The organism is Actinotalea endophytica, from assembly GCF_025717005.1.
Lineage (GTDB): Bacteria > Actinomycetota > Actinomycetes > Actinomycetales > Cellulomonadaceae > Actinotalea.
Map to the genome: position 1 here is coordinate 301,454 of NZ_JAOVZU010000004.1, position 26,030 is coordinate 327,483.

At 72.1% G+C, this 26,030-nt stretch carries 16 protein-coding genes and 1 pseudogene; 3 read left to right on the top strand and 14 right to left on the bottom strand.

Annotated features, from left to right (window positions below; all coding sequences use genetic code 11):
* Nucleotides 1-11: 11 nt before the first annotated feature.
* Together OEB99_RS08965 and OEB99_RS08970 are read right to left on the bottom strand one after the other, a co-directional pair.
* Nucleotides 12-935, bottom strand: a complete 924-nt coding sequence (locus OEB99_RS08965; protein ID WP_263509705.1) for a pseudouridine synthase — start codon at nt 933-935, stop codon at nt 12-14.
* 119 nt (nt 936-1,054) lie between these two features.
* Nucleotides 1,055-6,760 (bottom strand): Ig-like domain-containing protein, encoded by a 5,706-nt coding sequence (locus OEB99_RS08970; RefSeq protein WP_263509706.1) that lies wholly within the window; start codon nt 6,758-6,760, stop codon nt 1,055-1,057.
* A gap of 234 nt (nt 6,761-6,994) precedes the next feature.
* Here OEB99_RS08970 and OEB99_RS19780 point away from each other — a divergent pair.
* The 3 genes and pseudogenes from OEB99_RS19780 to OEB99_RS08980 all read left to right on the top strand — a co-directional run.
* Nucleotides 6,995-7,117 (top strand): annotated as a pseudogene (locus OEB99_RS19780) (LacI family DNA-binding transcriptional regulator); the annotation flags it as partial.
* Between the two features lie 253 nt (nt 7,118-7,370).
* Entirely contained in the window at nt 7,371-8,096 is a 726-nt protein-coding gene (locus OEB99_RS08975) for a LacI family DNA-binding transcriptional regulator (RefSeq protein WP_263509707.1), read from the top strand.
* Between the two features lie 72 nt (nt 8,097-8,168).
* Nucleotides 8,169-8,939: an SDR family NAD(P)-dependent oxidoreductase gene (locus OEB99_RS08980; RefSeq protein ID WP_263509708.1), complete on the top strand. Its 771-nt coding sequence runs from the start codon at nt 8,169-8,171 to the stop codon at nt 8,937-8,939.
* Between the two features lie 18 nt (nt 8,940-8,957).
* On the opposite strand, the gene OEB99_RS08985 is transcribed toward OEB99_RS08980, so the two are convergent.
* The 12 genes from OEB99_RS08985 to OEB99_RS09040 all read right to left on the bottom strand — a co-directional run bounded on the left by OEB99_RS08985 (nt 8,958) and on the right by OEB99_RS09040 (nt 26,024).
* Nucleotides 8,958-9,890 carry a nucleoside hydrolase gene (locus tag OEB99_RS08985; protein ID WP_263509709.1) on the bottom strand — a complete coding sequence of 311 codons (933 nt, stop codon included), beginning with the start codon at nt 9,888-9,890 and terminating at the stop codon, nt 8,958-8,960.
* The gene (locus OEB99_RS08990) at nt 9,890-12,361 is read right to left on the bottom strand and encodes a beta-glucosidase family protein (protein ID WP_263509710.1); all 2,472 of its coding nucleotides are present in this window, start codon (nt 12,359-12,361) and stop codon (nt 9,890-9,892) included. The genes OEB99_RS08985 and OEB99_RS08990 overlap by 1 nt, the downstream gene beginning before the upstream one ends.
* A 136-nt stretch (nt 12,362-12,497) precedes the next feature.
* On the bottom strand, nt 12,498-14,621 hold the full coding sequence (locus OEB99_RS08995; protein WP_263509711.1) for a beta-galactosidase: 2,124 nt from the start codon (nt 14,619-14,621) through the stop codon (nt 12,498-12,500).
* Nucleotides 14,611-16,104 (bottom strand): glycoside hydrolase family 43 protein, encoded by a 1,494-nt coding sequence (locus tag OEB99_RS09000; RefSeq protein ID WP_263509712.1) that lies wholly within the window; start codon nt 16,102-16,104, stop codon nt 14,611-14,613. Before OEB99_RS09000 ends, OEB99_RS08995 begins: the two co-directional genes overlap by 11 nt.
* 28 nt (nt 16,105-16,132) lie before the next feature.
* On the bottom strand, nt 16,133-17,026 hold the full coding sequence (locus OEB99_RS09005) for an ATP-binding cassette domain-containing protein (protein WP_263509713.1): 894 nt from the start codon (nt 17,024-17,026) through the stop codon (nt 16,133-16,135).
* On the bottom strand, nt 17,023-18,786 hold the full coding sequence (locus OEB99_RS09010) for a dipeptide/oligopeptide/nickel ABC transporter permease/ATP-binding protein (RefSeq protein WP_263509714.1): 1,764 nt from the start codon (nt 18,784-18,786) through the stop codon (nt 17,023-17,025). The genes OEB99_RS09005 and OEB99_RS09010 overlap by 4 nt, the downstream gene beginning before the upstream one ends.
* Entirely contained in the window at nt 18,783-19,724 is a 942-nt protein-coding gene (locus tag OEB99_RS09015; protein ID WP_263509715.1) for an ABC transporter permease, read from the bottom strand. Before OEB99_RS09015 ends, OEB99_RS09010 begins: the two co-directional genes overlap by 4 nt.
* Nucleotides 19,725-19,791: 67 nt before the next feature.
* Nucleotides 19,792-21,330 (bottom strand): ABC transporter substrate-binding protein, encoded by a 1,539-nt coding sequence (locus tag OEB99_RS09020; protein ID WP_263509716.1) that lies wholly within the window; start codon nt 21,328-21,330, stop codon nt 19,792-19,794.
* Between the two features lie 196 nt (nt 21,331-21,526).
* Nucleotides 21,527-22,510: a LacI family DNA-binding transcriptional regulator gene (locus OEB99_RS09025; protein ID WP_263509717.1), complete on the bottom strand. Its 984-nt coding sequence runs from the start codon at nt 22,508-22,510 to the stop codon at nt 21,527-21,529.
* A 234-nt stretch (nt 22,511-22,744) separates the two neighbouring features.
* Nucleotides 22,745-23,650: a PRD domain-containing protein gene (locus OEB99_RS09030; protein ID WP_263509718.1), complete on the bottom strand. Its 906-nt coding sequence runs from the start codon at nt 23,648-23,650 to the stop codon at nt 22,745-22,747.
* Complete coding sequence (locus OEB99_RS09035; RefSeq protein ID WP_263509719.1) at nt 23,650-24,120, bottom strand: PTS sugar transporter subunit IIA; 471 nt, start codon at nt 24,118-24,120, stop codon at nt 23,650-23,652. Before OEB99_RS09035 ends, OEB99_RS09030 begins: the two co-directional genes overlap by 1 nt.
* Nucleotides 24,121-24,134: 14 nt before the next feature.
* Nucleotides 24,135-26,024 carry an oxidoreductase gene (locus OEB99_RS09040; RefSeq protein ID WP_263509720.1) on the bottom strand — a complete coding sequence of 630 codons (1,890 nt, stop codon included), beginning with the start codon at nt 26,022-26,024 and terminating at the stop codon, nt 24,135-24,137.
* Nucleotides 26,025-26,030 lie beyond the last annotated feature (6 nt).

The window sequence follows — 26,030 nt, forward strand, 5'->3', positions numbered from 1 at the left end:
CGCCCCGGGGATCAGCTCTCCGGTGCGAGCGGTAGCGAGCGGGCGCTGGTGAACCGTCGGGGTCGCCCGTCGACCGGGTCGGCGAACGCGATCTCGGCTGCGAGCAGCTGCAAGGGATGGCGGAAGTCGTCGATCGCGACGTCGAGCACCTGCGGGTACAGCGGGTCGTTCACGATCGGGATGCCGAGCTCGAGCAGGTGCAGGCGAAGCTGGTGGGTGCGGCCCGTGCGCGGCGTGAGCCGGTAGACCCCGAGACCGTCGACCTCACGCTCGAGCTCGACCAGGGTCTCGGCGTTGGCCGGCGCATCCGGGACCACCTCGGCGCACCAGCTGCCTCGCTGCTTGCGGATGTGGTTGCGCACCACACGCGGGAGCTCCAGGTCGGCGCGCAGCGGCGCGAGCGCCCGGTACGTCTTGTGCACCGCGCGCCGCTCGAAGGCGCTCTGGTAGGCGCCGCGCCACCGGGCCTCGGTCGCCAGCATCAGCAGGCCGGAGGTGACCCGGTCCAACCGGTGCGCCGGCGACAGCTCCGGCAGCCGGAGCTCCTCACGCAGCCGCACGACGACGCTCTCGCGCACGTGGCCGCCACGCGGGATCGTGGCCAGGAACGGCGGCTTGTCGACGACGACCAGGCGCTCGTCCCGGTGCAGCACGTGGATCCGGCCGGGCACCGGCGGCTCGTCGCGCAGCTCCCGGTGGAACCACACCCATCGCATCGGCGCGTAGGGGTCCGCGTCGCGCACGGCGCGGCCGGTCTCGTCGACGAACCGCTCCTGCGCCAGCATCCCCGGCACGTCGACGTGCTCCGGCAGGCGGTGCCGGAGCCACGCGCCCATCGTCGGCCACCGGTCGACCGGCTCGCGGTCGGCCGCGGGAGTGTGGATCCGGGCGGCGTCGAGGCCGTGGCGCGCCGGGAGCGGGGAGCGGGGCGGCACGGGTCGATCGTACGAGGGCGTGCTCCCGGACCGCGCCGCGTCGTCGGCGGCGTGCCTGCACCCCGGACGCCCACGGTCGGTCGGGAAGACGTTCCTTCCCGACCGACCGAGGGTCCGCGCTACTTCACCGTGACCGTGAGCGGCTTGGACCGGGTCGCGCCGGCGTCGTTCACGAGCTCGCTGACGACGGTGTGCTTGCCGACGCCCAGCCCCGCGAGGGACGTCTCGACGTGCTGGGCCGCCGGGGTGGCCGCCACGAGGTCGCCGCTCGCGAACAGCTCGCCGTCGACGTAGACCCGGTACCCGGTGCCGTTGGTGCCCCACCACAGGTCGGTGAGCAGGGTCAGGGTGTCGCCGCTGCCCTCGACCCGCACGGACGGCGTACCCGGCGCGGCGTCGGTGACCTTGACGGTCGTGCTCGTCGTTGCGGTGCTGCCGGCGCCGTTGACCAGCTCCCCGGTGTAGACGTACGTGCCGTCGGGCCGGCCCGCGATCGGCACCGAGGCGTGCTGGGCGTTGAGCCCGTCCGGCTCCAGCGGGATCGTCGCGATCAGCTCGCCATTCTCGTAGAGCTTGAACAGGCGCGCGTTGACGCCCCACCACAGGTTCATGGTGACGTCGTAGTTGCCGTCGTGCAGGCCGTAGGCCCAGCCCGCCGTGTTCGACAGGACCGCACGCCCGGGCGCAAGGGTGTCCTCCGACCAGGGATCGCCCTCCACCGAGACCGGGATCTCGGCGACCAGCGGCGTCGAGGTGGTGTAGAGCCACACCGTCACCGTGACCGTCGCGGACCCGCCCCGCACGGCGTGCACCTCGACGCTCGCCGGGCCCGCGTCGGACGGCTCGAGCGCCACGCTGGTCGGGTTCGACGACGTCCACTCGATGTTCGCGATGTCCGTCGCACCGTCACCGCCCGTCGGGTTGGCGGTCAGGGTCCGGACGTCGTCGAGCATCAGGACGAGCGGGTCGTCGCTCGGGTAGACCGCGCGGCCGTCCTCGTCGAGCACGTTGAACTGCTCCGAGGCGTGCGGCGTCGCGGTGACCTCGACCCGCACGGTCGCGTCGACCGACGGTTCGGAGGCCGACGCGACGGTCACGACCGCGGTGCCCGGGACGACGCCGTCGAGCGAGTCGGCGACGTGCGTCGCGGTCACGAGACCCGTGTCGCTCACCGTCACCACGTCCGGGTCGGACGACGTCCAGGTCAGGTCCTGCGGCGCCGTCGACGGCGACACCGTCGCGCTGAGCTGCTGGCTGACCCCGAGCGTCCCGGAGACCGGGATGAGCCGGACCGACGTCGGGGTGACCGACACCTGCTTGGCGACCGGCGCGAGGGCGTAGACGTTCACCTCGTCCAGGCACGGCCACCAGACCCCGCTGCTGCTGCTCGGGGTCCACAGCTGGATCCGTGCCAGGTCGCCGCCGAACTCGGTGGCCTCGTCGAGGGCCATGGTGTGCTCGGCCGTGAGCGCGGCGTCGTCACGTGCGGTGACCGTGAACGCCAGGGTCTGCGCCTCGTTGTCGACCTCGACGTGCACCTTGTACCAGCGGTTGTTGACGTTGAACCCGGTGCCCACCGCGGTGAGCCCGTCGATCGCCTGGCCGGCATTCGTGGCGTCGAGCACGCCACCGCTGCCGTAGGCGAGCTCGCCGCCCTTGTCGGTGCGCAGCACCAGGTAGCGGTGACCCGCGCTGTCGGTCAGCGCGAAGTACGCCCCGGCCGTCGAGCCGGGCGTGCCGACGTTGATCACGAAGTCCGCGACGACCTGGCTGTTGGCGACCGGCTCGGCGAGCACCTTCTGCCGGGCGCTGGCGCCCGAACCGCTCGCCGAGTTGAGCACCAGGGCCTTGCCGGCGCTGCCGGACGAGACCTTGGCTCCCATCGAGGCGATGTCGGTGACGGCGGTCAGGCCCCACGTGTAGCTGCTCGCCCGGGACTCGAACGACTCGCTGATCGCGGGGACGTGCACGCGTGCCTCGGTCGAGACGCTGCCGTCGCGCGTCGTCGCGGTGATCACCGCCACACCGGGGCTGACGAACCTGACCACGCCGAACTGGTCGACGGTGGCGACCTGCGGGGTGTCCGACGCCCAGACGATGTCGGCGTTGGTCGCGTCGCTCGGCGTGACGGTGACCGCGAGCGTCCTGGTCGGGGCGTCCCCGGCGGGGTCGTCGCTGAACCAGTCCGACCTGACGAACAGCGTGTCGACGTCGAGTGCGAGCGCCGTGACGTCGACGGCGTCGGCCACGACGGTCACGTGGACCGTGGCGGTCAGGTCGGTCCCGTCGTTCGTCGTCGCGGTGACGTCGACCTCACCCGGGGTGACCGCCGTGATCACCCCGGTGGCGTCGACGGTCGCGACCGCGTCGTCCGTGGAGGTCCAGGTCAGCGAGGGGTCGGCCGCGTCGGTGGGCAGCACCTCGGCCTCGACGGCACGCGACGCGCCGGCCTGGAGGGTGATCGACGAGGCGTTCAGCGTGACGCTGCTCACCTGCACCCCGACCACCTGGACGGTCGCGCTCGCGACCGCGTCGGGGTTGTCGACCGACGTGACCGTGACCGTGGCCGCACCCTCGCCCACCCCGGTGACCAGACCGCTGGCATCGACCGTGACCACGTCGGGCGCGCTCGACGCCCAGGTCACCTGGTCGAGCGACGCGTCGGCCGGCTCGACCGTGGCGGTGAGCTGTGCGGTCGCGCCGATGCCGACCGTGAGCGACTCCTGGTCCAGCCGTACTCCGGTCACGGCCACCTTGGTGCTCTGCAGGTGGAACGTCAGGGCGGCGCCGCCGTCGGCGGTCGCGACCGTGACGTCGGTCGTGCCGCTGTCGTCCACGTCGAGCTGGACCACGTGACCGTCGCCGGCGAACGCGCGCAGCGTCCCGGGCGGCGTCTGCCAGGTCTCGCCGAGGAAGTGTGCGACGCCCGGGTCCGAGGAGGTCAGGACGAGGGTCGGGTCGGTGATGCCGGCACCGAGGGTCGTCGTGAGCTGGAGCCTCGTGAGCACGCCGACGGGCAGCGTCTGACCGTCGGTGACCGGGGTGCCGTCGACGCTCACCGTCAGGTCGGCGCCCGTCGCGACCTGCGCACCGGAGACCGTGACCGTCGCGACGGCGGTGTGACCGGCCGCATCCGCGGCGGAGACGGTGGTCTGGCCGGGGGCGGTCGCGACCACGAAGCCGTCGGCGGTCACCGAGGCGACGCCCGGGTCGGCCGAGGTGTAGGTGATCCGGCTGTCGGTGAGCACCTGGTCGGCCGGGCTGAGGACCGGCTCGAGCCGTTCGGTGTCGCCCACCGCGAGCGCGAGGTCACCGTCGGTCAGCGCGATGCCCTGCGGCGCGGTCGCCTCGACGGCATAAGCCGCGTGCACGCCGGGCTCGTCGAGCGGGGTGTGCATCTCGGCGGTCTTGTCCTTCACGACGCCGCGCATCAGGTACGCGTCGAGACTGTCGAGCGCGTCGCCGGCCTTACCCGGTTCCGCGCTGCCCATCTCCCGGATCGACGTGTCGCCGTTGTTGAACATCGTGCGACTGCTGATGTCGATCGGCACGTACTGCTTGGAACCGATGCCGTCGACCGGGATCCAGTCGATCTCCCAGTAGTAGAACCCACGGGTCCGGCCGTACGGGTTCGGCACGTCGAACGGTGCCTGCATGTAGTCGAGCAGCCAGTTGTACTGGCCGTTGACGCTGCCCCGGTAGTACTGGGCCTCCGGGTTGATGAAGTTCTCGGTGGCCCAGGTCGCGCGGTGCTTCGTGAAGGACATCGCCGTCTCGACGTTGACGTAGTCGAGGTACCGCAGCGAGGGATCGGCGTTGAGGGTTTCCGCCATGGTGAGGATGTTGGCGCTCGACCGGCCGCCGTACAGCGAGAAGGCGGCGCCGTCGAACGTCGCGCCGTTGGCGAGCAGCCCGCCGAAGAACGACGTGGCAGCACTCGTGCTGTAGCCGTTGTTGGTGTGCACGTAGCCGGACAGGCCGGGCCACGCGGCCTCGATCGCGTCGTGGCTCGCGGCGATCAGCGCGGCATGGCCGAGCGACGTCGCGCCCTTGCCGATCGGCCAGACGATCCCGTTGTTCTGCTCGTTGCCCTGCTTGACGCCGATCACGTCGACGTCGGCCTGCTTGAGCGCGGTCATGACGTCGTAGACGTAGTTGTAGACGATCGACCGCATGTGGGCGAGGTCGGAGTTGGCCAGGGTCCCGTCGTAGGACCGGTCGAGCCACTCGTAGGGCGTCGAGGCCTTGCCGGACGACATGAACGCGTCGCTGTAGTGGAAGCTCGGCAGGAAGGACATGCCGAGCGCGTCGGCACGCTCGGCGAGCGCGACGGTGTGGACCTTGTCGAAGTACCCGTCGTGGGAGACCTTCGGGGTGTCGGGGTAGACGCTGCCGTCGGGCAGCTTGTCGCCGATCAGGATCAGGTTGAGGTAGTCGTCGTACAGCTGCTCACCGGCGTGCACGAAGATCATCCCGGTCACCGAGCTGACCCCGCGGTTGGCGAGGATGCGCAGCGCGTCCTGCTGGACGCCGTTGGCGTAGTAGGCCGCGCCGTGGTCCTCGAGGACCTGCAGGTTGGACACGTCCGCTCCGCGGATCGAGTCGTCGGTGAGGGTGAACATGTCGATGTTGTCGACCCACGCGTGGTCCGTGCCGTTGCCCGCCCAGTCGTCGGCCGGCGCGGCGACGGAGTCGTCGCCGGTGTAGATGCCGACCGAGTCCAGGTACGCCTGGTCGCGGATGGTGTTGGCGTAGACGGTGACCTGGTGGTCGTCGGGGCCGGTGGTGAACGTGACCGGCACGAGCGAGTAGCCGGTCGTCCCGGCGGGCGCCTGGCGCAGCACCTGCCCGCTCGCGGTGCGCACGCCGACGTTGACGCGGTCACCGGTGCCGGTCCGGGTCGAGGTGTAGCCGATCGGCCCGTACTGGTCGGTCTGCTGGGTCGTGTCGTAGGTGTCCTGGCGGTCGACCCTCGTCCGGGCGGTCAGCACGTACTTGGTGTTCGGCTCGACGTCGACGGTCTGGGACACCTCACCGCCGGCGGCGAGCTGCACGGCTCCTGAACCGGCGTCGGCGCCGGTCGTGACCGCCACCGCCTTCGTGGCGTCGTTCGCCTGCCAGCCGTCCAGGCCGCTCTCGAACCCCCAGTTCTGCACGGGGTTCGCGTCCGCGGCGTCGAGCGTGAGCGCGATCGAGTCGACGTCAAGCGCGGCGCTGCCCGAGGTGACCGTGACGGTCAGCTGGCCGTTGTAGACGAGGACGTTGCGGTGGGCGGCCTGGGACCACGTGCCGTCGCCGGTCAGGTAGACGTCGAGCAGCGCGGTCGCGTCCGGTGCGCCGGTGTCGGTCGCGGTCAGCGTCGCGGTGTTGTTGCTCGCGGTCCCGTCGAGCCAGACCGACAGCGTGTAGCTGCCCTGCGGGATGCCCGTGAGGGTGCGCGACACCGACGACCCGGCTGCGAGCCGCGCGTACCCGGATCCGCTCTGGGGCGCGTCGGTGCCGGCGGTGACCGTGCCGGACGTGGTCCAGCCGTCGAGGCCGGCCTCGAAGTCGAGGTTCGCCCCGGTGAGATCCGGCGCTGCGCTGGTCGCCGCGCTGGTCGCCAGGGTGCTCGCGACGGTGCTCGCGATGCCGGCCGCCGACGCGGTCGAGGTCATGACGCCCTGCGCGACTCGGGGCGCGGCGACCGCCGGCGCGGACGGGACCGCGAGGGCGAGGGCCGCGGTCGCGACGACCGCTGCCCGGCGGGCTCGGGACCCCAGGCGGGCCCGTGCGTGGCTGTCCTGCTCGGCCGCGTGGCGCGACCCTGACCGGCTGACGTGCATCGTTGCTCCCCTGCGGGTCTGGCGGCGCCGGTGCCGAAGCGAACCGGCGAACGGACACCCTCCTTGGTGAACGTTCACCTTCCGTGTTCGCCATCGACGGGGTCGTCGCCCTCGTCGTGGATCGTCAGAAAAATAGTGAACGATCACTATTTCCGTCAAGACCCCCGGCACCGGAGCTCCGACCAGGGCTAGAGTGCGGCGATGGCCACGACCCGCCCGCGTCGCGCGACGATCATGGAGGTCGCCCGGGCTGCCGGAGTCTCGCACCAGACGGTCTCCCGCTACCTGCGGTACCAGGGCGCCGGCATGAAGACCCCGACGCGGGAACGGATCCGGGCGGCGATCGACGAGCTCGGCTATCGCCCGAACCTCGCGGCCCGGGCGATGCGCACCCGGCGCACCGGCCGCGTCGCCGTCGTGCTCCCGGAGGGGTCGGCCCACAGCAGCGTCGAGGTGCTCGAAGGCGTGCGCGTCGGAGCGCACACCCCGGGGTACGACACCGAGGTCGACACCGGCGCGCCGGGGGGGCCCCCCACCCCCCGGGGGCGGGGGGCCCGGGGGGGCCCCCCCCCCCCCCCCCACCGCGGGGTACGACACCGAGGTCCTCACCGTGGGCGGATCGCTCACGACCAGGGACGAGCGCGTGCTCGAGCTGGTCGGCTCCGGCCTGTTCGAGGGGTTGCTGTCGCTGACACCGCTCACGCTCGACGACACGGTCCTCGCAGCACCGCTGCCCGTCGAGGTGTTCGGCATCTACGACGAGCACCTGCGCGGCATCGGCCCGCTCGCCGACGGCTCGCCGGTCGGCGAGCTCGTCCGGGGGCTGGCCGCCCAGGGGCACCGGACGTTCCTGCACGTCGCGGGCGACCTCGGCCACGAGTCGGCTCGCCTGCGCCGGGACGCCTACCTCGACGCGGTCCGCGACCTCGGGCTGCGGTCCTACGGCGTCGTGGAGTCCGAGTGGCGGCCCGAGAGCGCGGTGCAGGCGATCCTCGAGCTGCCCGCGGACAGCGGGGTGACGGCGGTCGTCGCGGCGAACGACCTCCTCGCGGCCGGCGTCGTGCACGGAGCGACGGCGCGCGGCTGGCAGATCCCGCGGGACCTCTCGGTGACCGGCTACGACTCGAACGTCCTCGGCGCGTGGCTGAGTCCCGCACTCACCACCGTCCAGGTCGACCACGCGGGACTCGGCCGCTCGGCGATGCGACGGCTCGTCGCCCGGCTGCGCGACGAGCCTCTGCGGGAGGACCCGACGCCGCGCACGACGGTGGTCTGGCGAGACTCGGTCGGCCCGGCGCCTGCGGCACACGACGCCGAACCTCACGGCCACGACTGAGACCCGGCTCGCGATCACTAAACCGATTTAGTAGAGTTTCCCTCACACCAGCTCGACGGACGAGGGAGTCTGATGCAGCTCGAGGGAAAGCGGATCATCGTCACCGGCGGCGCCCAGGGCATGGGCGAGGCCACCGTCCGGGCCTATCTGGCCGAAGGCGCCAGGGTCGCCGCGATGGACGTCCAGGACGAGGCCGGGCACGCGGTGGTCGAGTCCGCGGCGGCCGACGGGGCCGGTGCCTACTTCCACGTCGACGTCGCCGACCGGGGCGCCGTCGAGGACGGGTTCGCCGAGGCCGTCTCCTGGCTCGGCGGCCTCGACGTCCTGGCGCACGTGGCCGGAGTGATCCGGACCCAGCGACCGGAGGAGATCGACGATGCGAGCTGGGACCTCGTGATGAACGTCAACGTCAAGGGCACGATGCTGACCAACCAGGCGGCGTTCCGGGCCATGCAGGAGCAGGGCAGCGGCGCGATCATCAACTTCGGCTCGGTCTCGGGCCTGCGCGCCGAACCGCGCGGAGCGATCTACTCGGCGTCGAAGGGTGCCGTGCACTCCTGGACGCGCACCGTCGCGGCCGCCTGGGGCCGCTCCGGCATCCGCGTCAACGCGATCCTGCCGATCATCGCGACCCCGATGTACGAGAAGAACCGTGCGTCGATGACACCCGCCCAGCTCGAACGCTTCACCCGGGAGACCGAGCAGGCCATCCCGCTCGGCGGGAGGTACGGCGACGCGGACCGCGATCTCGCGCCGGTGATGGTGTTCTTCGCCTCCGAGGCGTCGCGCTTCATCACGGGCCAGCTGATCCCGGTGGACGGCGGGCTGGCGAGCGTTCGCTGACGCCGCCGGCCCGACGGCTCAGGATCCCGCGTGCGCGGCCAGCTTGGCCACCAGGTCGCCGAACATCAGCCGCACGTCCAGGTCGGTGTAGACGCGGATCGGCCGCCCGGACGGCTCGGCCCGGTAGGACCCGTCGTCGGCGATCCGCGGCGCCGGCATGGTCACGTAGCGGCTCGACGACGGGTCGGCCTCGAACGACGACTGCAGCGCGGTCAGCAGCACCAGCGGGCTGTCGCCCAGGATGTAGGTCTCGCCGATGTCCAACCCGGCCGCGCCGGCCATGGTCCGCACCTGCTCGAGCGCGTCGACGAGGTGCGCACCGAGCGCACCCGCGGGCCGCACCAGGGCGTCGAGCTCGGCGAACGACATCAGGGCCTGCCGGTAGGCGTCACGCGGCACCTGCCACAGCGGCAGCGTCGAGCCGAACACGACCCGGCTGGCCGCGAGGTCGATCCGCTGGTTGTACTCGGAGACCTCGGGGCCGTCGGGCCGGGGTGGTGGCACGGCCAGCCCGGGATGCTCGGGCCCGCCGATCCAGACCACGGTCAGCCGCGTCGCGATCGTCGGGTCGAGCAGGAACGCCGACGCGATCTCCGTCAGCCCCGCGCCGCAGACCACGAACAGCGGTCGATCGTCGTCGCGCCGCGCCTCGGCGAGGATGAGGTCGACCGCCGCCGACGGCCGTGGCGTGGCCGCGTCCGCAAGAGCGCGCTCGCCGCCCGCGACCACCGGGACGTCGCCGCGCCCGGCCAGCTCCAGCACGCGACGGGCCGCGTCGGCGCCCCGCTCGGCGGACCTGCCGTCGGGGTTCCACGGGTCGCCCACCGCCAGGTGCGAGCCGATCACGCCGACCAGCTCGACCGAGCCGGACAGCGCGTGGTGGGCGAGCTGGACCAGGCCGTCCGGGTCGCCGGCGTAGTCGTTGTCGCTGATCACACGGATCCGGGACATCAGACGGTGACCTCCCCGACCACCGGGAGGTCGGTCGCCGACGCGCCGGCCGCGACCACGAACGTGCCCGGTTCGGTGACCCAGGCGTGCGCGGCGACGTCCCAGTGCTGGAACGCGCGCGGCGCGAAGGCGACCGGCACGCTCCGCTGCTCGCCCGGCTCGGCGACCACGGCCGCGAACCCGACGAGCCACCGGTGCGGTCGCTCGACCGCGGAGTCCGGGCGGGAGGCGTACACCTGCACCACCTGGCGGCCCGGGCGCGCGCCGGTGTTGGTGACCGTCACCTCGACGCCGCCGCCGGTCACCGCGAGCTCGTCGACCGACCACGTCGTGTAGCCGAGGCCGTGACCGAACGGGAACTGCATCGCCCGGTCCGGGTTCCGGTAGCCGATGCGCAGACCCTCGTCGTAGCGCAGCACGCCGTCGACCGGCGTGGCTGAGGGCAGGTTCGCCTCGTTCGCGGGCCAGCTGACCGGCAGCCGCCCGCCCGGCTCGACCGTCCCGAGCAGCACGTCGGCGAGCGCGTCGCCGAACTCCTGCCCCGGGAACCAGGCGAGCACCACGGCCGCCACCTCGTCGACCCAGGGGGTCAGGACCGGAGCGCCGGAGTTGACCACGACCACGGTGCGGGGGTTGGCCGCCGCGACGCGCGAGACCAGCTCGTCCTGACGGCCGGGAAGCGCGAGGGTCGTGCGGTCGTAGCCCTCGGACTCGACCTCCTCCGTGGTGCCGACCACGACGACCGCGACCTCGGCCTCGGCGGCCAGCGCGACCGCCCGTTCGATCTCGTCGTCGTCGCTGCTCATCGGGAGCTCGACGTTGACGTGCATCATCGTGCCGATGTCCACACCGTCCATGGTCGGGCCCGAGCCGACCCGGTGGCGGACCACGACGGCGACGCTCTCACCGATCCCGAGGTCCACCGGCACCACGTGCTGGGGCGGGGCCATCAGGGCCTCGACCAGGTCACGCCCGGCGGCGAGCTCGAGGTGCTCGGAGACCGGCGCCGAGTCGCCGACCGTGACCTCGAAGTCGCCCAGCCCGGACCCGCCGACGTGGTGGGTCCCCGCGCGGTCGGCCACGACGGCGAACGACACCTCGACGGTGGCGACCTCGCCGTCGGCCGGGATCCCGGCCATCCAGTTGAACGCTCCCCCGCGGCGCTCCTCGCGGCCGAGCTCGGCGCCGTCGGCGGCCAGGAACCGGACGAGCAGGCCGGGCGTGCCGTCCGGGCGCTGCGTGACCTCCTCACGCGAGACCGAGAAGCGCCCGTACGGGCGCACGCCGGGTGCGTGCGTGATCGTCGCCCCGGGCAGCGCGCGGGCGATCCCTGCGAGCGGCGAGACGGTGTGACGTGGGAAGACGGTCGCGCTGCCGCCGCCGAGCGTGCGGGACACCTCGCTGTTCGGCCCGAGCACGGCCACGCTCGCCGGGGACGCGCCGCCGGGCCCGACCAGCGGCAGCAGGCCGTCGTTGGCGACCAGGACCATGCCCGCCGCAGCATCGGAGCGGACCTGCGCGTCGACGGCCGCGTCGTCCACCGGGGCAGCCTCGGCGAAGCCGGGGATGCCGTCCAACGCACCGACCCGGGCCGCGAGCCGCAGCAGGCGCAGCACGTGGTCGTCGATCCGGGCCTCGTCGACCTCGCCCGCCCGGACCGCGGCGAGCAGCGCGTCGCCCCACGGCCCGGCCGGCCCGGGCATGACCAGGTCCAGGCCGCCCGTGGCCGACTCGACGGTCGACCTCGCCGCGAACCAGTCCGACATGGTCAGGCCGTCGAAGCCCCACTCGTCCTGCAGGACGTCGCGCAGGAGGTCGTTCGCGGTCATGAAGGTGCCGTTGACCCGGTTGTAGGCGGCCATCACCGACCACGCACCAGCCTCGCGGACGATCGTGTCGAACGGCACGAGGTACAGCTCGCGCAGGACGCGCTCGTCGACGATCGCGTCCAGGCTCATCCGCTCGGTCTCGGAGTCGTTGGCCACGAAGTGCTTGACGCACGCGCCGACGCCGCCGGACTGCACACCGGTGACGTACGCGGCACCGATCCGGGCGGTGAGCAGCGGGTCCTCCGAGTAGCACTCGAAGTGGCGGCCGCCGTACGGCGTGCGGTGCAGGTTGACGGTCGGTGCGAGCAGCACGTCCACGCCCTTGCGGCGGGCCTCGGCCGCGAGCAGCACGCCGACCTGCTCCACCCGGTCGGGGTCCCAGGTCGCGGCGAGCGACGTGGGCGAGGGCACGTTGGCCGACGGGTCACGGTCGTCCCACAGCTCGCCGCGCACGCCGGCCGGGCCGTCGGAGACCACCAGGCGACGCAGACCCGCGGCGGGCTCCGGGTACAGCGACCAGAAGTCCGCGCCGGTGAGCAGACGCACCTTGCGGGGCAGGTCGAGCGCGGCGAGGCGGCGGCGCAGGTCCGCCTCGTCGACGGCGGGGGCCGCAGCGGGAGCGGCAGTCGGCTGGGTGGTCATGGGGTGGCTCCGGGCGTTCTCGAGTCGGTCACGTCGGTCGGGTGTGGTCGGTGTCGGTCGTCGGTCCGGTCGCTGCCCGCCGGCCGGTGTCTCGTGCTGTGTCGGTCGTGCTGCGTGCACGCAGCGGGTGCGCTGCTCAGGTGGTGGGCTCCTCGCGCAGCACGCGGACGTCCCACGGCCCCAGCCGGAGCAGGTCGCCCCGCTCAAGTCGCTCGCCGGAGAGCACGTCGACGCACGCGGTCGGAGCCTCGAGGCCGGCGTACCCCCAGTCCCAGTGGTGAACCACGCGCCACGGTCCCCCGTCGTCAGGGTCGAGCGGGCGCATCGTGTGCACCGTGACGTCGGCGGGCCGGGCCTCGCGCCAGGCGTCGGTGGGCAGGTCGCTCGCCAGGAAGTCGCCCAGCGCCCGGCCGAGCTCGCGGTCCGGCAGGGTCCCGACCGTGGTGACACGTCCGGCGCCGTGCGCGTGGGTGACCACGGCGGCGAACTGCCGCAGGTGCGGGTGGTCGTACCCGGCGAGCACGTCGGCGTCCTCGGGAAGCAGCCCGTCGGCCCAGCCGCGGGCGGCACCCGGCCAGCCGCTGAGCGGGACGGGACCCGCCAGGTTGGTGTACTCCAGGTAGCTGACCCCAGCGGGTCCGCGCAGCACCCCGGGTGCGACCACCGGCCGGATCACGTTCTCCTCGGTCGCGTAGCCGGTGCGCGGCGTGAGCATCAGGTGCCCGCCGGCCTCGGCGTAGGCCGCGAGCAGCTCGAGCGTGCGGTCGGAGGCGACGTACAGGGCCGGCACCACGAGCACCGGCCAGCGTGCGGCCATCGCGGCCGGGTCGTCCGGCAGCTGCCTCGGCGCCACGACGTCGACGGCCAGACCGGCGTCGAACAGCGAGCGGTAGAACGCCTCGAGGACCTGCTCGTAGGAGGTGCGGTCACCGGTCCACGAGTGCGGCGTCGCAGCCAGCGGTCCCTGGAACTCCAGGGCCCAGCGCGACTCCGGGTCCACCAGCAGGCCGACGTCGCTGTGCGTGGCCAGGCGCAGGATCTCCTCGCCGACCTCGTCCAGCTCGCGGGCGAGGCGGGAGAGCTCGTGGTACGTCCGTCCGGGCTCGAGGGAGTGGCCGAGGATGCCGCCCCAGTACGACTCGGCGCCGTAGTGCTGGGTCGCCCAGTGCCAGTACTCCAGCATCCGCGCGCCGCGCGCCACCATCAGCCAGCCGGCCTGGCGCCACTGCCCGTCGTAGCACGGCAGGTTGTCGCCGCTGCCACCGATCGAGGTGGCGTTGGACTCGGTGACCAGGAACGGCTCGTCGCGCACCGAGCGCGCGAGGTCGGCCTGCAGGGCCGGGAACGCCGGGCCGGTCCACGGCACGAAGTCCGGGTCGATGCCGGGGCGTCCGTCGCCGGGGTGGGTCAGCGCGTCCTGCGTCGCGTAGTAGATGTTCACCGCGGTGAGGTCCAGCGGCGTCGCGATGGTCGAGATGTCTTGGCCCTTGTGGTGCGGCGCGATGCACGTCATCACGAACTGGTCGGGCCGGGCGTACTCGCGCACCACGTCGGCCTGCCAGGCGATCAGGTCGTCGGCGAGGCGGGCCTGGTGGCGACGCCAGGCGAGGTCGTAGGCGGGCGTGGTGTTGAGGTCGGGCGTCCAGAGCTCGTCCCACTCGGCGATCCGGTGCGACCAGTAGGTCAGCCCCCACGCGCGGTTCAGCTCGTCGACCGTGCCGTACTGCTCCTCGAGCGACGCGACGAAGCTCGCGAAGACGTCCGGGTTGAAGAAGATCTTGTGCCCGGGCTCGTTGTCGACCTGCCAGCCGACCACGGCCGGGTGGTCGGCGTACCGCTGGACGACCGCGCGCACCACGCGCTCGGCGAGCCGGCGGAACGTCGGGTGGGCGTAGTCGACGTCCTGGCGGGCGCCGTACGGCATCGGGGCTCCGGTGGCGATGTGCGCGGTGGTCTCCGGGTACGCCTTGCGCAGCCACGGCGGCGCCGCGTAGGTCGGTGTGCCGACGATCACGGCGATCCCTCGCCGGTGCGCGGCGTCCAGCACCGGCGCGAGCCAGTCGAGCTCGAACTCGCCGTCGCGCGGCTCCCAGGTGGACCAGACGGACTCGCCGACCCGGATCACCGAGAAGCCCCCTGCGACCATGAGGTCGAGGTCGGCTTCGAGCCGCTCGTACGGCTGGTACTCGGCGTAGTAGGCGGCACCCACCCGAATCCGTCCCGGCATCAGCGGCGGGACCTGCGACGACTCAGCGCTCATCGTTACCCCTGTAGTCGATCGATCGGAACGCCACCTCACCGGAGGCGGCATAGGGACCCCACACGCGCCCGGTGAACGAGGCACAGGTGTCCGACGTCAGGTACCGGCCGTCCATCGCCGCCACCTCGACCTCGTCGTCGTTCCCGGTGGTGAACCCGAGTCTGACGATGTCACAGCTCATCCCCTCGCTGCTGAAACCACCCTCGGTCGGGACGGCGTCGATCCACAGCTCGACCGGGCCCGCCGGGGCGGGCGCCGACCAGAGGTGCTCGACCTGGTCGAGCCGGACGCGCGCGAGGATCACGTCACCGGCCCGCTCGACGTCGTAGTGGTGGTCCTCGTCGTAGCGCACCGACAGCCCACCCGTCCCGCGGCCGGGCTCGAGGACCGCCGAGATCCGCGCCCGCTCGTGCTGCTGGCGCCGACCGACGAACCTCGGCCGGGGCGCGTCCATGGCGACCGGCGGGGCCTGCGGGTCCGCGGTGAGCACCATCGCGCCGTCCTCGTGGCGCAGCCAGGTCCGGTCCGCATCACGCACGGTGAGCCACTCCGGGCCGAGCGGTCCGGCGAGGTCGGTGTGGACGGTCACGGTCGGCAGGCCCTCGGTGAGCGCGAACGGCTCGACCACGGGCCAGCCGTCCACCCACCGCACCCGGGTCTGGTACGTCTCGCGCCCCATCGGGGCGAACGCGCGGGTGGCCCCGCGCGGCCGGGTCCCGAGGCTGACCATCACCCAGTCGTCGTCGGTCGCGACCAGGTCGGCGTGCCCGGAGTTCTGCACCGGGTGGTCGGTGGAGCGGTGCGTGTGGATCGGGTTGGCCGGGTGGCCCTCGAACGGGCCCTCCGGGCTCGGCCCACGGGCGATCGACACCGAGTGGCCACGCTCGGTCCCGCCCTCGGCGATCATCAGGTACCAGGTGCCGTCGACCTCGTACAGGTGCGGCGCCTCCGGGAACATCTTCCCGGTGCCCGACCACAACGAGATCGGGTCGCTCAGCGCCCGCCCGGTCTCCGGATCCATCCGGACCTGCTGGATGCCGAGGTGCTTGCTCACCTCGTCACCGGTGAGGATCAGGCCGGAGTACGTCACGTAGCAGGTGCCGTCGGCGTCCCAGGCGATGTCGTGGTCGATGCCGTCGGCGCCGACCATCACGGTGCCGTCGCTCCACGGCCCGCGCGGGTCGGTCGCCGTGAAGATCAGCCCACCGCGGCCCATGGCGTCCGCGACCGTGACGTAGAAGAGCCCGTCGTGGTACCGGATCGTCGGCGCCCAGGCGCCGCCCCCGGTCGGCACGTGCTCGATCGCGAGCTGGCCGGGGCGGGTGACGACGTGCCCGACGGGCTCCCAGTGCTCGGCGTCCGTCGAGTGGAAGATCGGCAGGCCGGGGAAGTACTCGAAGGTCGAGCACGCCAGCCAGTAGTCGTCGCCGACGCGACAGACGCTGGGGTCCGGGTGGAAGCCGGGGACGGCCGGGTTGAGCACGGGAACTCCTTCGTGTCCGTGTGCGGTGTCAGGCGGAGCGGGGCAACGCCTCGTCCGCGCCCGCTCCGGCCCCGGCCTGCTCGTCGAGCTCGGCCTGCTGGGCCAGCAGCCGCAGCCGCTGGGCGCGGCGGACCTCCTGGGCGTCGGGGTCGGGCACCGGCGCGGCCATCCAGAGCCGCTGGGTGTAGGGGTGCTCGGGCGTCGAGGTGACCTGCGCAGCGTCGCCCCACTCGACGATGTCCCCGCGGTAGAGCACCGCGACCCGGTGGGACACGTTGCGCACCACGGCGAGGTCGTGGGTGATGAACAGGTACGCCACACCGGTGCGTTCCTGGATCTCGACGAACAGGTCGAGCACGCGCTGCTGGGTCGACAGGTCGAGGGCGGAGACCGGCTCGTCGCAGATGATCAACGACGGCTCGAGGGCGAGGGCCCGGGCGATCGCGACCCGCTGCCGCTGGCCGCCGGAGAACTCGCGGGGCAGCCGGGTCAGGGCGTCCGACGGCAGCCTGACCTGGTCGAGGAGCTCCTTCACGCGCTCGCGGGCCTGCGCCTTGGGCACGCGCCGGGCGGTGAGCGGCTCGGCGAGGATGTCGCCGATCGTCATCGACGGGTTGAGCGAGGTGTAGGGGTCCTGGAAGACGACCTGGATCTCGCTGCCCATCGCGCGCCGCTGCGAGCGGTGCATGTGGGCGATGTCCTGACCCCGGTAGCGGATCTGGCCGCCGGTGACCGGTGCGAGCCCGAGGATCGCCCGCCCGAGCGTGGTCTTGCCGGAGCCGGACTCGCCCACCAGGCCGACGCACTCGCCCGGCCGGATGTCGAGACTGACCTCCTTGAGCACCCGCAACGGGGCGCTGCGGCGCCCCTTGCCCGGGTACTCGACGACGAGGTCGCGGACCTCGATCAGGTTCTCGCTCATCGGGCCATCTCCCTCGCCACGTACGCCGGGCGGACGTCGTCCTCGGACAGGATCGCGTCGAACAGCTGCCGCGTGTAGGGGTGCTGCGGGTCGGCGAACACCTCGCGGATGTCGCCGCGCTCGACGATCAGCCCCTCCTGCATGACCGCGACCCGGTCGCACAGGTCGGCGACCACACCGAAGTTGTGGGTCACCAGGATCACGCCCATCTGCAGGTCCTGCTGCAACGAACGCAGCAGCTCGAGGATGTCGGCCTGGACGGTGACGTCGAGGGCCGTCGTCGGCTCGTCGGCGATGAGCAGCTCGGGTTCGCACGAGATCGCACCCGCGATGAGCACGCGCTGGGCCATGCCACCGGAGACCTCGTGCGGGTAGGACCGCATCGTGCGCGCCGGATCGGGGATGCCGACCCTGGCGAGCAGCTCGCGCGCCCGCTCACGCGCCTGCGCCCGGGACATCCTGAGGTGCTGCCGCAGCGGCTCGACGAGCTGGTAGCCGATCGTGAACGACGGGTCGAGGTTGCTCATCGGTTCCTGCGGGATGTACGCGATCTTGTTGCCGCGCAGCGCCGCGAGCTCCTTGGCGGGCTTGCTCACGAGGTCCTCGCCGTGCCACAGCACGCGCCCGCCGGTGATGCCGCCACCCACCGGCAGCAGCCCCATGATCCCGAAGGCGGTCTGGGTCTTGCCCGAGCCGGACTCGCCGATCAGTCCGAGCACCTCACCCGCGCGGACGTCGAGATCGATGCCGTGCACGACCTCCTTGACCCCGCCGGGCACGCCGTAGGCGATCCGCAGGCCGTGGACCTCGAGCAGCGGCACGTCCTCGACCGAGGACTGCGTGGCGCCGGGGGTGCCGGCGTGGCCGGGGGCCTTGGGCTGGGTGGCACCGGTGTTCTCCAGCGCGTCCCGCAGGGCGTTCGCGATCAGGGTCAGCGCGAGACAGGTGAGGGCGATGAGCAGTCCCGGCCAGAGCACGAGCATCGGCTGCTGGTAGATCTTGGTGAAGCCGTTGTTGAGCGCCTTGCCCCAGGACGGGATCTCCGGGTCACCCATGCCGATGAACTCCAGACCGGCCTGGACGGCGATCGCGACGGATGCGATCGAGGCGACCTGGATGATGATCGGCGCCCGCACCACCCGCAGCACGTGCCGGAAGATGATCCGCACGTCCGACAGGCCCGAGACGCGCGCGGCGTCGACGTAGAGCTCGTTGCGCACGCCCTGCACGGCGGCCCGGACCAGGCGGAACACGGACGCCGACAGGATGACGCCGAAGATCCCCATGGCCCACCAGGCCGAGGGCCCGACCACCGAGCGCGCGGCGAGCAGCACGATCATGGCCGGCAGCGCGAGCAGGATGTTCGCCGCCCACGAGCCGAGCGAGTCGAACCACCGGCCGAAGTAGCCGGCGATCAGACCGGAGACGGCACCGAGGCCGACCGCGACGACGACGGCGAGGGCGGCGCTCGCGAGGGAGAACCGGCCGCCGTAGAGCAGGAACGACAGGACGTCGCGCCCGGCGCCGTCGGTGCCCAGCGGGTGCGTGCTGCTCGGCCCCTGGAGCGCGTCGGCCAGCACCTGGTCGTTCCACCCGTAGGGGGCGATCACGCCGGCGAAGACCGCGGCGAGGACGACGAGCAGCAGGAACCCGAGCGCACCGACCCCGAGCGGGTCCTTGAGCAGGCGCCGGCCGAGCGACGGGACGGCGGTCTCCGGGTCGGCGGCCGGAGCGGACTGAGTGGTCAGTGCCTCGCTCATGAGATGCGCACCTTCGGGTTGAACCAGCCCTGGAGGATGTCGATCACCAGGTTGACGACGAGGACGATGACGGCGATCGCGACGACGAGGCCCATCACGACGGGGATGTCGCCCTGCGAGGTGGACGAGATCGCCAGGGAGCCGGCGCCCGGGATCGCGAAGAGCTGCTCGATGATCACCGCGCCGCCGAGCAGGCCGACGAACAGCAGGGCCAGCACCGACAGGGCGGGCCCGGCCGCGTTGCGCAGCGCGTGCAGCAGGACGACCCGCCACTCGGGCAGCCCGCGGCTGCGCAGCGTGCGCACGTAGTCCTGCCGGAGCGCGTCGATGAGCGATCCGCGCACCTGCTGGGCGACGCCCGCGACGGTGGTCACGACCAGGGCGAGCACGGGCAGGGTGATCGACATCAGCCAGCCGCTGATCGAGTCCTGCGGGCGGGTGTACCCGGTGGGCTCGAACCACTTGAGCTGGATGGCGAGCACGATCACCAGGACGAGAGCCACGAGGTAGTTCGGGATCGCCGCGCCGACGATCGAGCCGACCTGCAGGCCGCGGTCGATCCAGCCCCGGTGGACCGCCGCGATGACGCCGACGATCACGGCGACCAGAGCGGCGAAGAACGTGGACAGGAAGACGAGGGAGAGCGTGACCCCGAGCCGCTGACCGACGAGCTCGGTGACCGGGACGCTGGAGAACCACGAGGTGCCCAGGTCGCCGTGGAGCGCTCCGCTCACCCAGTCCACGTACCGCGTGAGCAGCGGCTGGTCGAGACCGAGCTGCGCGGCGCGGGCGGCGACCGCCTCCTCCGAGGCGTTCTGCCCGAGCAGGTTGCGCGCGATGTCCGTGCCCGTCATGAACATGAGCAGGTAGGCGAGGGTCGAGATGACCGCGAGCATGGCGATGCCCGAGAGCAGACGTCGAACTAGGAAGCTGAGCACGGGACTCCTTCGTCGTCCGGCCCGGGCCGGGGGCGGTGAGTGGCCACCACCCCCGGCCGTGAGGGGGTCAGGAAGCCGGCTGGATCAGGTAGAGGTACGGCGACGCGTTGTCGGCGGCCGGGGTGACCACCACGCTCGAGTTGCCGACGTAGAAGTTGTCGATCCGGTAGAACGGCGCGAACCAGGCGTTCTCCACCACGTAGGTGTTGACCTCCTGGGCGGCCGCCGCAGCTTCCTCGTCGGTCCCGGTCTGCATGGTCTCGAACAGGGCGTCGAGCTCGGGCGACTGCGTCCCGAACATGTTGAACGTCGCGTTCGGCACGAGCGCGAGCTGGGCGAACTGCCAGTCGTTGGCCGAGGCGAGCTGCATCCAGCTGGAGGTGAACTTCCCGCCGAGCAGGTCGGTGATGAAGTTCGCGCCGGTGTCGGTGAGGGTCACCGTGATGCCGACGTCCGCGAGCTGGGTCTGGATCGCGCTGAGCAGGTCCTGGTTCAGCGCCGAGGAGTTCGGCATGTCCAGCGAGAACCCGTCGGCGTAGCCGGCCTCGGCGAGCAGGGACGTCGCCTTCTCCGGGTCGTAGCCGTAGTAGTCGTCCAGGTCCGCCTGGTACCCGGCGGTCGCCTCGCCGAACGGCTGGCTGGTCACGGTGCCGTGGCCCAGCTGGATCACGTCGAGGATCGTCTGCTTGTCGATCGCGTAGTTGATCGCCTGACGCACCCGCACGTCACCGAGCGGCTTGTCGACGGTGCCGTCGCGGTCGTAGAACAGCAGGCCCATCCAGTCGAGCTGCGAGGTGTAGACGGTGTAGCCGGCCGCCTCGACCTGGTCCATCGACGTGACGTCCATGAACGTCGCGGCGTCGACCTGGTTGCCCTGGATCGCGTTGAGCAGCGCGGTCTGGGTCTCGTAGTAGTTGATGGTCAGCGTGTCGTAGACCACGTACGAGTCGTCCCAGTAGTCCGGGTTCTTGTCGAACACGTAGGTCGAGCCGGTGACCGTCTTGTCGATGTTCAGGGTGTACGGGCCGGTGCCCACCGGGTTGGTCGCCACGTCCGGGTTGGCGAACGAGTCCGGTGCAGCCATGAAGCCGAACGACCCGGTCAGCCACGTCGTGAGCATCGGGTCGGGAGCGGAGAGGTGGTAGGCGACGTGCGTGTCGTCGACGGCCTCGACGGACTCGACGTACTGCGCGTTCGACAGGTCCGGGGTCGAGGACGCCTGGAAGTTCTCGACGTTCGCGACGACGGCGTCCGCGTTGAACGGCGACCCGTCGGTGAAGGTGATGCCGTCCTGCAGCGTCAGCGTCAGGGTGGTCCGCGCGTCGTCGTAGGTCCACTCGGTCGCGAGGCCCGGGACCAGGTTGCCGTCGCCGTCCTGACGGATCAGCGTGTCGAACACGGCGTTGAAGTACTGGACGTAGTGGGCGATCGAGTAGCCGTTGACGTCGAACCCGGTCGGGTACGACAGCTCGCCGATGACCAGGCTCGCGTGGTCGGACGCCGCCGTGCTGGTGTCCTCGCTCGACGTGGTGCCTCCGCCACCGCCACAGGCCGCCAGGCCCAGCGTGAGTGCGGCCGCTCCGACCGCTGCGACGATCCTGCGCATGACTCTCCTTCGAGTTGAGGCTGCTGATGCGTCTACTGATACGTCTAACTGAGACGTGTAAGCAACATACGCCCGAGCCGTCCGGCGAAGCAAGGGGCCGAGACGCGATCGTTACGTCACGAGGCCGAGGACGGGCCTGCCACGCCACCGCACCGGGCGCACGGGCGCCCCGCCGCCAGGCGCGTGGACGCCACCGTCAGGCGGACTCGCGGACCACCAGCGTGAGCGTGTCCTCGCCGTTCGACACCGGCTCGGGTCCGTTGCCGAGCAGGAACTGCACGTACGCGGCGATCCGGGCGGCGAGGAGCTCGACGTTCTGGTCGATCGTGGTCAGCGGCGGGCTGGCGAGCGCGCCGAGCGGGACGTTGTCCACGCCGATCACCGCGAAGTCGTCCGGTGCGCTCAGGCCGAGCCGGTGCATGCCGGCGAGCAGCGCGAAGGCGACGTCGTCGTTGTAGGCGCAGATCGCGGTGATCGGCTCGGACCCGTCCTGCCAGGCGCGCACCGCTGCGGCGCCGGCGTCGGCGGACAGCTCGACGGGGACCACGACGGGCTGGGCCAGTCCGAGGTCCAGGCACGCCTCGCGGACACCCTCGAGCCGCAGCCTCAGGAACTCCGACACCCGGTCGTCCTGCGGGGCTGCGTAGCCGAGCACGCGGTGCCCCCGCGCAGCGAGGTGCTCCACCTGCAGCTGCCCGATGGTGTCCTGCGGCACGGTGAGCGCCCCGACGTCCGACGTGGGCGCCAGCACCGAGCTGGAGATCGGGATGCCGGACCGGCGGATCTCGTCGTGCTCCGCCTCGGTCAGCGCGGCGACGTCGATGACGGCGATCGGCCGGAGCTGGCGGACCGCGTTGAGGGCCTGGCCGGGTTCCCGGATCCGGCGGGTGACCAGGGTCAGCCCGATGGCCTCGAGGTCGTCCGTGAGCTGCTCGATGATGTGCGCCACCGTGTGTCCGAACGGGATGTTCGGCAGCACCAGGAGCACGGCGTCCGACGTGCCCAGCCGCAACGCCCGCGCGGCCGCCGACGGTGCGTAGCCGAGCGCGGCGGCGGCGTCGAGCACGCGCCGGCGGGTCGGCTCGGAGATGCGTTGGTTGGGGTTGGCGTTGATCACGTAGCTGACGGTGGCCTGGGAGACCCCGGCAGCCCGCGCGACGTCCTTCGCCGTGACGACCATGTGCCACCCCCGGTTGCTGATACGTCACAGTACCCCGCTGGGCGAACGCGGGGCACCCCGCGGGCGGGCTCACGGACGGACGCGCTCCGTGCCGAACGCGACGCTCAAGGCTAGTCGGCCGACGGTCGGGCGGTGAACAGCGACGAAGCCCCTCCCCGAAGGCGAACCTGGCCCCGCTCGGGCACCTCGTCGCTCAGGCCGACGCCGCCGCACACCCGCACGCCGGACCGCAGGTCACACCGTGCGCCGCCCCGACGCCCGGAGCCGCGCGACGTGCAGCGTGAGGTAGAGCGTCTCCTCGTCGGTCGCCGGCCAGCCGAACCGGTCCTGCAGCAGCCGGGCGATGCCGACCGCCGCGGCATGCTCCAGGGGCTGTGCGCTGCGGACCGCCTCGACCACGCCCGGAGGCGTCGCGGCCAGCTCCGCGCCGGTCCGGCCGCGCATGAACAGGTAGCGCAGGTGGGAGACGAACCGCGCGACGTCGAGCGAGTCCTCGTCGACCTCGACGCCGAGCTCCGTGGCGAGCTGACCGAGGATCTCGGCGAGCACCTCGGTCATTCGGATCGTCCCGCCGATGTCGGTCGAGCCGAACTGGGCGTTGACGAAGTGCAGGGCCATCGGGACGGCCTCGGCATCGGGCAGCCGCACGCCCAGCCGCTCGTGGATGAGGTCCAGCGCACGCCGGCTGAACTCGACCTCCGCGGGGTACAGGTGCTGCACCTCCCAGCGCAGCTGGTAGTCGATCGCCGGCTGACCGTCCCGGGCCCGACGGACCGCGTACACGACGTGGTCGGCGAGCGGCAGGAACACGTGGTCGCTGATGTGGTCGCCGAGGGCCTCCCGGGCCTCGCGGAGCACCTCCTGGGCGGCCTCGATCTCCACGAGCGAGAGATCGGACAGCAGGGCCGCGAGCCGCTCGGCGCTCCCCCGTTCCTGGAGCACGAAGACCTTGTCCACCAGCGTCGGGTCGACCGGCTCGCCCGGGCGCACGTGGAAGCCGATCCCCCGACCCAGCAGCACCTGCTCGGCCCCGGTCGGGTCCGCCGCGAGGACGACGCTGTTGTTGAAGACGCGCTTCACGACGAAGCGCAGGTCGCCGCCGACGTCCGGCGGGCTGAGGTCGCTCCGCGCCGCGCTCATCACACCACCACCGTCACGAGGACGTCGCCGCTGGCCACCGCGTCCGCGGGCAGGACGACCACGTCCCGGGCGCTCTTCCAGCCGGTCACCACGACGATGGTCGTCGTGTCGTACCCCGCCCCGGCGACCGCATCCATGTCCACGGTAGCCAGCAGGGTGCCGGCAGCAACCCGGTCCCCCTGCTCCACGCGCGGCACGAAGTGCTCGCCCTCCAGCCGGACGGTGTCCAGTCCGATGTGCACCAGCACCTCGACGCCGGCGTCCGTCATGAGCCCGTAGGCGTGCGGCATCGCCACGACGACGGTGCCGCTGACGGGTGCGACCACCGCGCCGTCGTCGGGGATGACGGCGATGCCCGGACCGAGCGCACCCGAGGAGAACGCGGGGTCGGCGACCGCCGACAGCGGCACGGCGCGCCCACTGACGGGTGCGACGAGGTCGATGGCGGTACTGCCCTGGGTGGTTGTCACTGTCGTTCTCCTGGTCAGAGGTTCATGGCGTACGTGTACGCCTCGAAGACCGCGTCCTGGATGATCCGCGGCTGGACGCAGTCCCCGACCATCACGGTCTCGGGGGTGATGCCGTACAGGGCGTGCGCCTGCTCGCGGCGGGGACGCATGCCGACGCTGATGACCACGTCGTCGGCCGGGATCGAACGCACGGCGCCATCGCTGGTGACGACGTCGACGCTGCCCGAGCCGATCGACGCGCAGGTGGTCTCGAACAGGAACTCGAGCGTGACAGCCTTCTCGAGCTTCTGCCGCAGACCCTCGCGATACAGGGAGTTGCCCTGCGGGGCCCACCGTGTGCCCAGCTCGATCATCGTCACGTCCCGTCCGGAGAGCGTCGCGAGCTCGAGCCCGATCTCGGTCCCGATGGACCCGGCGCCGACGATCGCCACCTGCTTGCCGAGCACGGCCTCGCGATCGATCGCCCCGGTCCCGGTGTGGACGTGCGGCAGGTCGGCACCGGGGATGGGCGGCACGTGCTCGGTGGCGCCGAGCGCGAGGACCAGGGCGTCGGGCCGCAGCGAGCGGACCACGTCGGGCGTCGCCTCGCATCCCAGACGGACGTCCACGACGCTCCGCTCGACCGTGCGCCGCAGATACTCCAGGTAGGCGCGGATGTCCTGCTTGTAGTGCTCCTTGGCCACCCACCGCAGCTGGCCGCCCAGCTCGTCGGCCTGCTCGAGCAGGACGACGTCGTGCCCGCGCTCGGCGGCGGTGACCGCGGCGACGATCCCGGCGGGACCACCGCCCACCACGACCACTCGCTTCGCGTCCGGCGCCGGGGTCAGCCGCCGCGGCACGAACGACTCGTTCCAGAACCGCGCGTTGACCGAGCAGCCGACCTTCTTGCGCTCGGTGGAGATGTGGTAGCACTGCAGGCACCGGATGCACGGGACGATCTCGTCCGCGCGGCCCTCCTGGGCCTTGCGCGGCCAGTCGGGATCCGCGACGAGCGGGCGGCCGAGCGCGACCAGGTCCACGACGCCCGAGGCCAGCAGGTCCTCGGCCTCGTCGGGGTTCATGATCGCGCCCACCACGGCAACCGGGATGCCCACCCGCTGCCGGACCGCGGCCGCCCACGGCGCGTTCGGCATGTGGTCCTCGAAGTTGGTGGTGGCCATGTGCACGTTGCCCTGGATGCCGATGTCCACCCCTGCGCTGATCTGCACGGCGTCGATGAACGGCTCGGCCATCACGATGAACTCGAGCACGTCGGCGAACTCGATCGAGTTGTCCATGAACTCGTAGGCGCTGATCCGCATGTCGACGGGGAACCGCGGGCCGACGGCCTCCCGCACGGCCTGCAGGATCTGCAGCGGGAACCGGGCCCGATTCGCCAGCGACCCCCCGTACCGGTCGGTGCGGTGGTTCGTGCGCGGCGACAGGAACTGCGCCGGCAGCCACCCGTGCCCGAAGTGCAGGAACACCATGTCGAACCCGAGCTCCTGGGCCTCCCGGGCACGTTCGCCGAACATCCCGGCCACCGCGGCCATGTCGTCCTCGGTCATGCCGCGCACCGGCAACCCGTCGGCGCGGACCAGGTCGACCGGCCCGCGCGCGAACTCGTGCGCACGGGCGTGCTGTCCGCCGTGGAAGATCTCGATCGACGCGCGGGCACCCGCCTGGTGCACCTTGAGCACGCGACGGCGGGTCTCCTCGCGCTGGTACTTCGCGAACGCGTCGGCCTCGTCCGCGCTCGCGTAGCTCGAGTGACCAGGCTCGACGATCGCGTGCCCCGCGATGACGATCCCGGCGCCGCCGAGCGCCTTGTCCTCGAAGAAGTCGCCGGTCGGCGTGGCGACGATGCGGTTCTTGGTGATCATCCCGTTGATCGTCAGCGGGCTGAAGAGTGTCGGGTACTGCACGGGTCC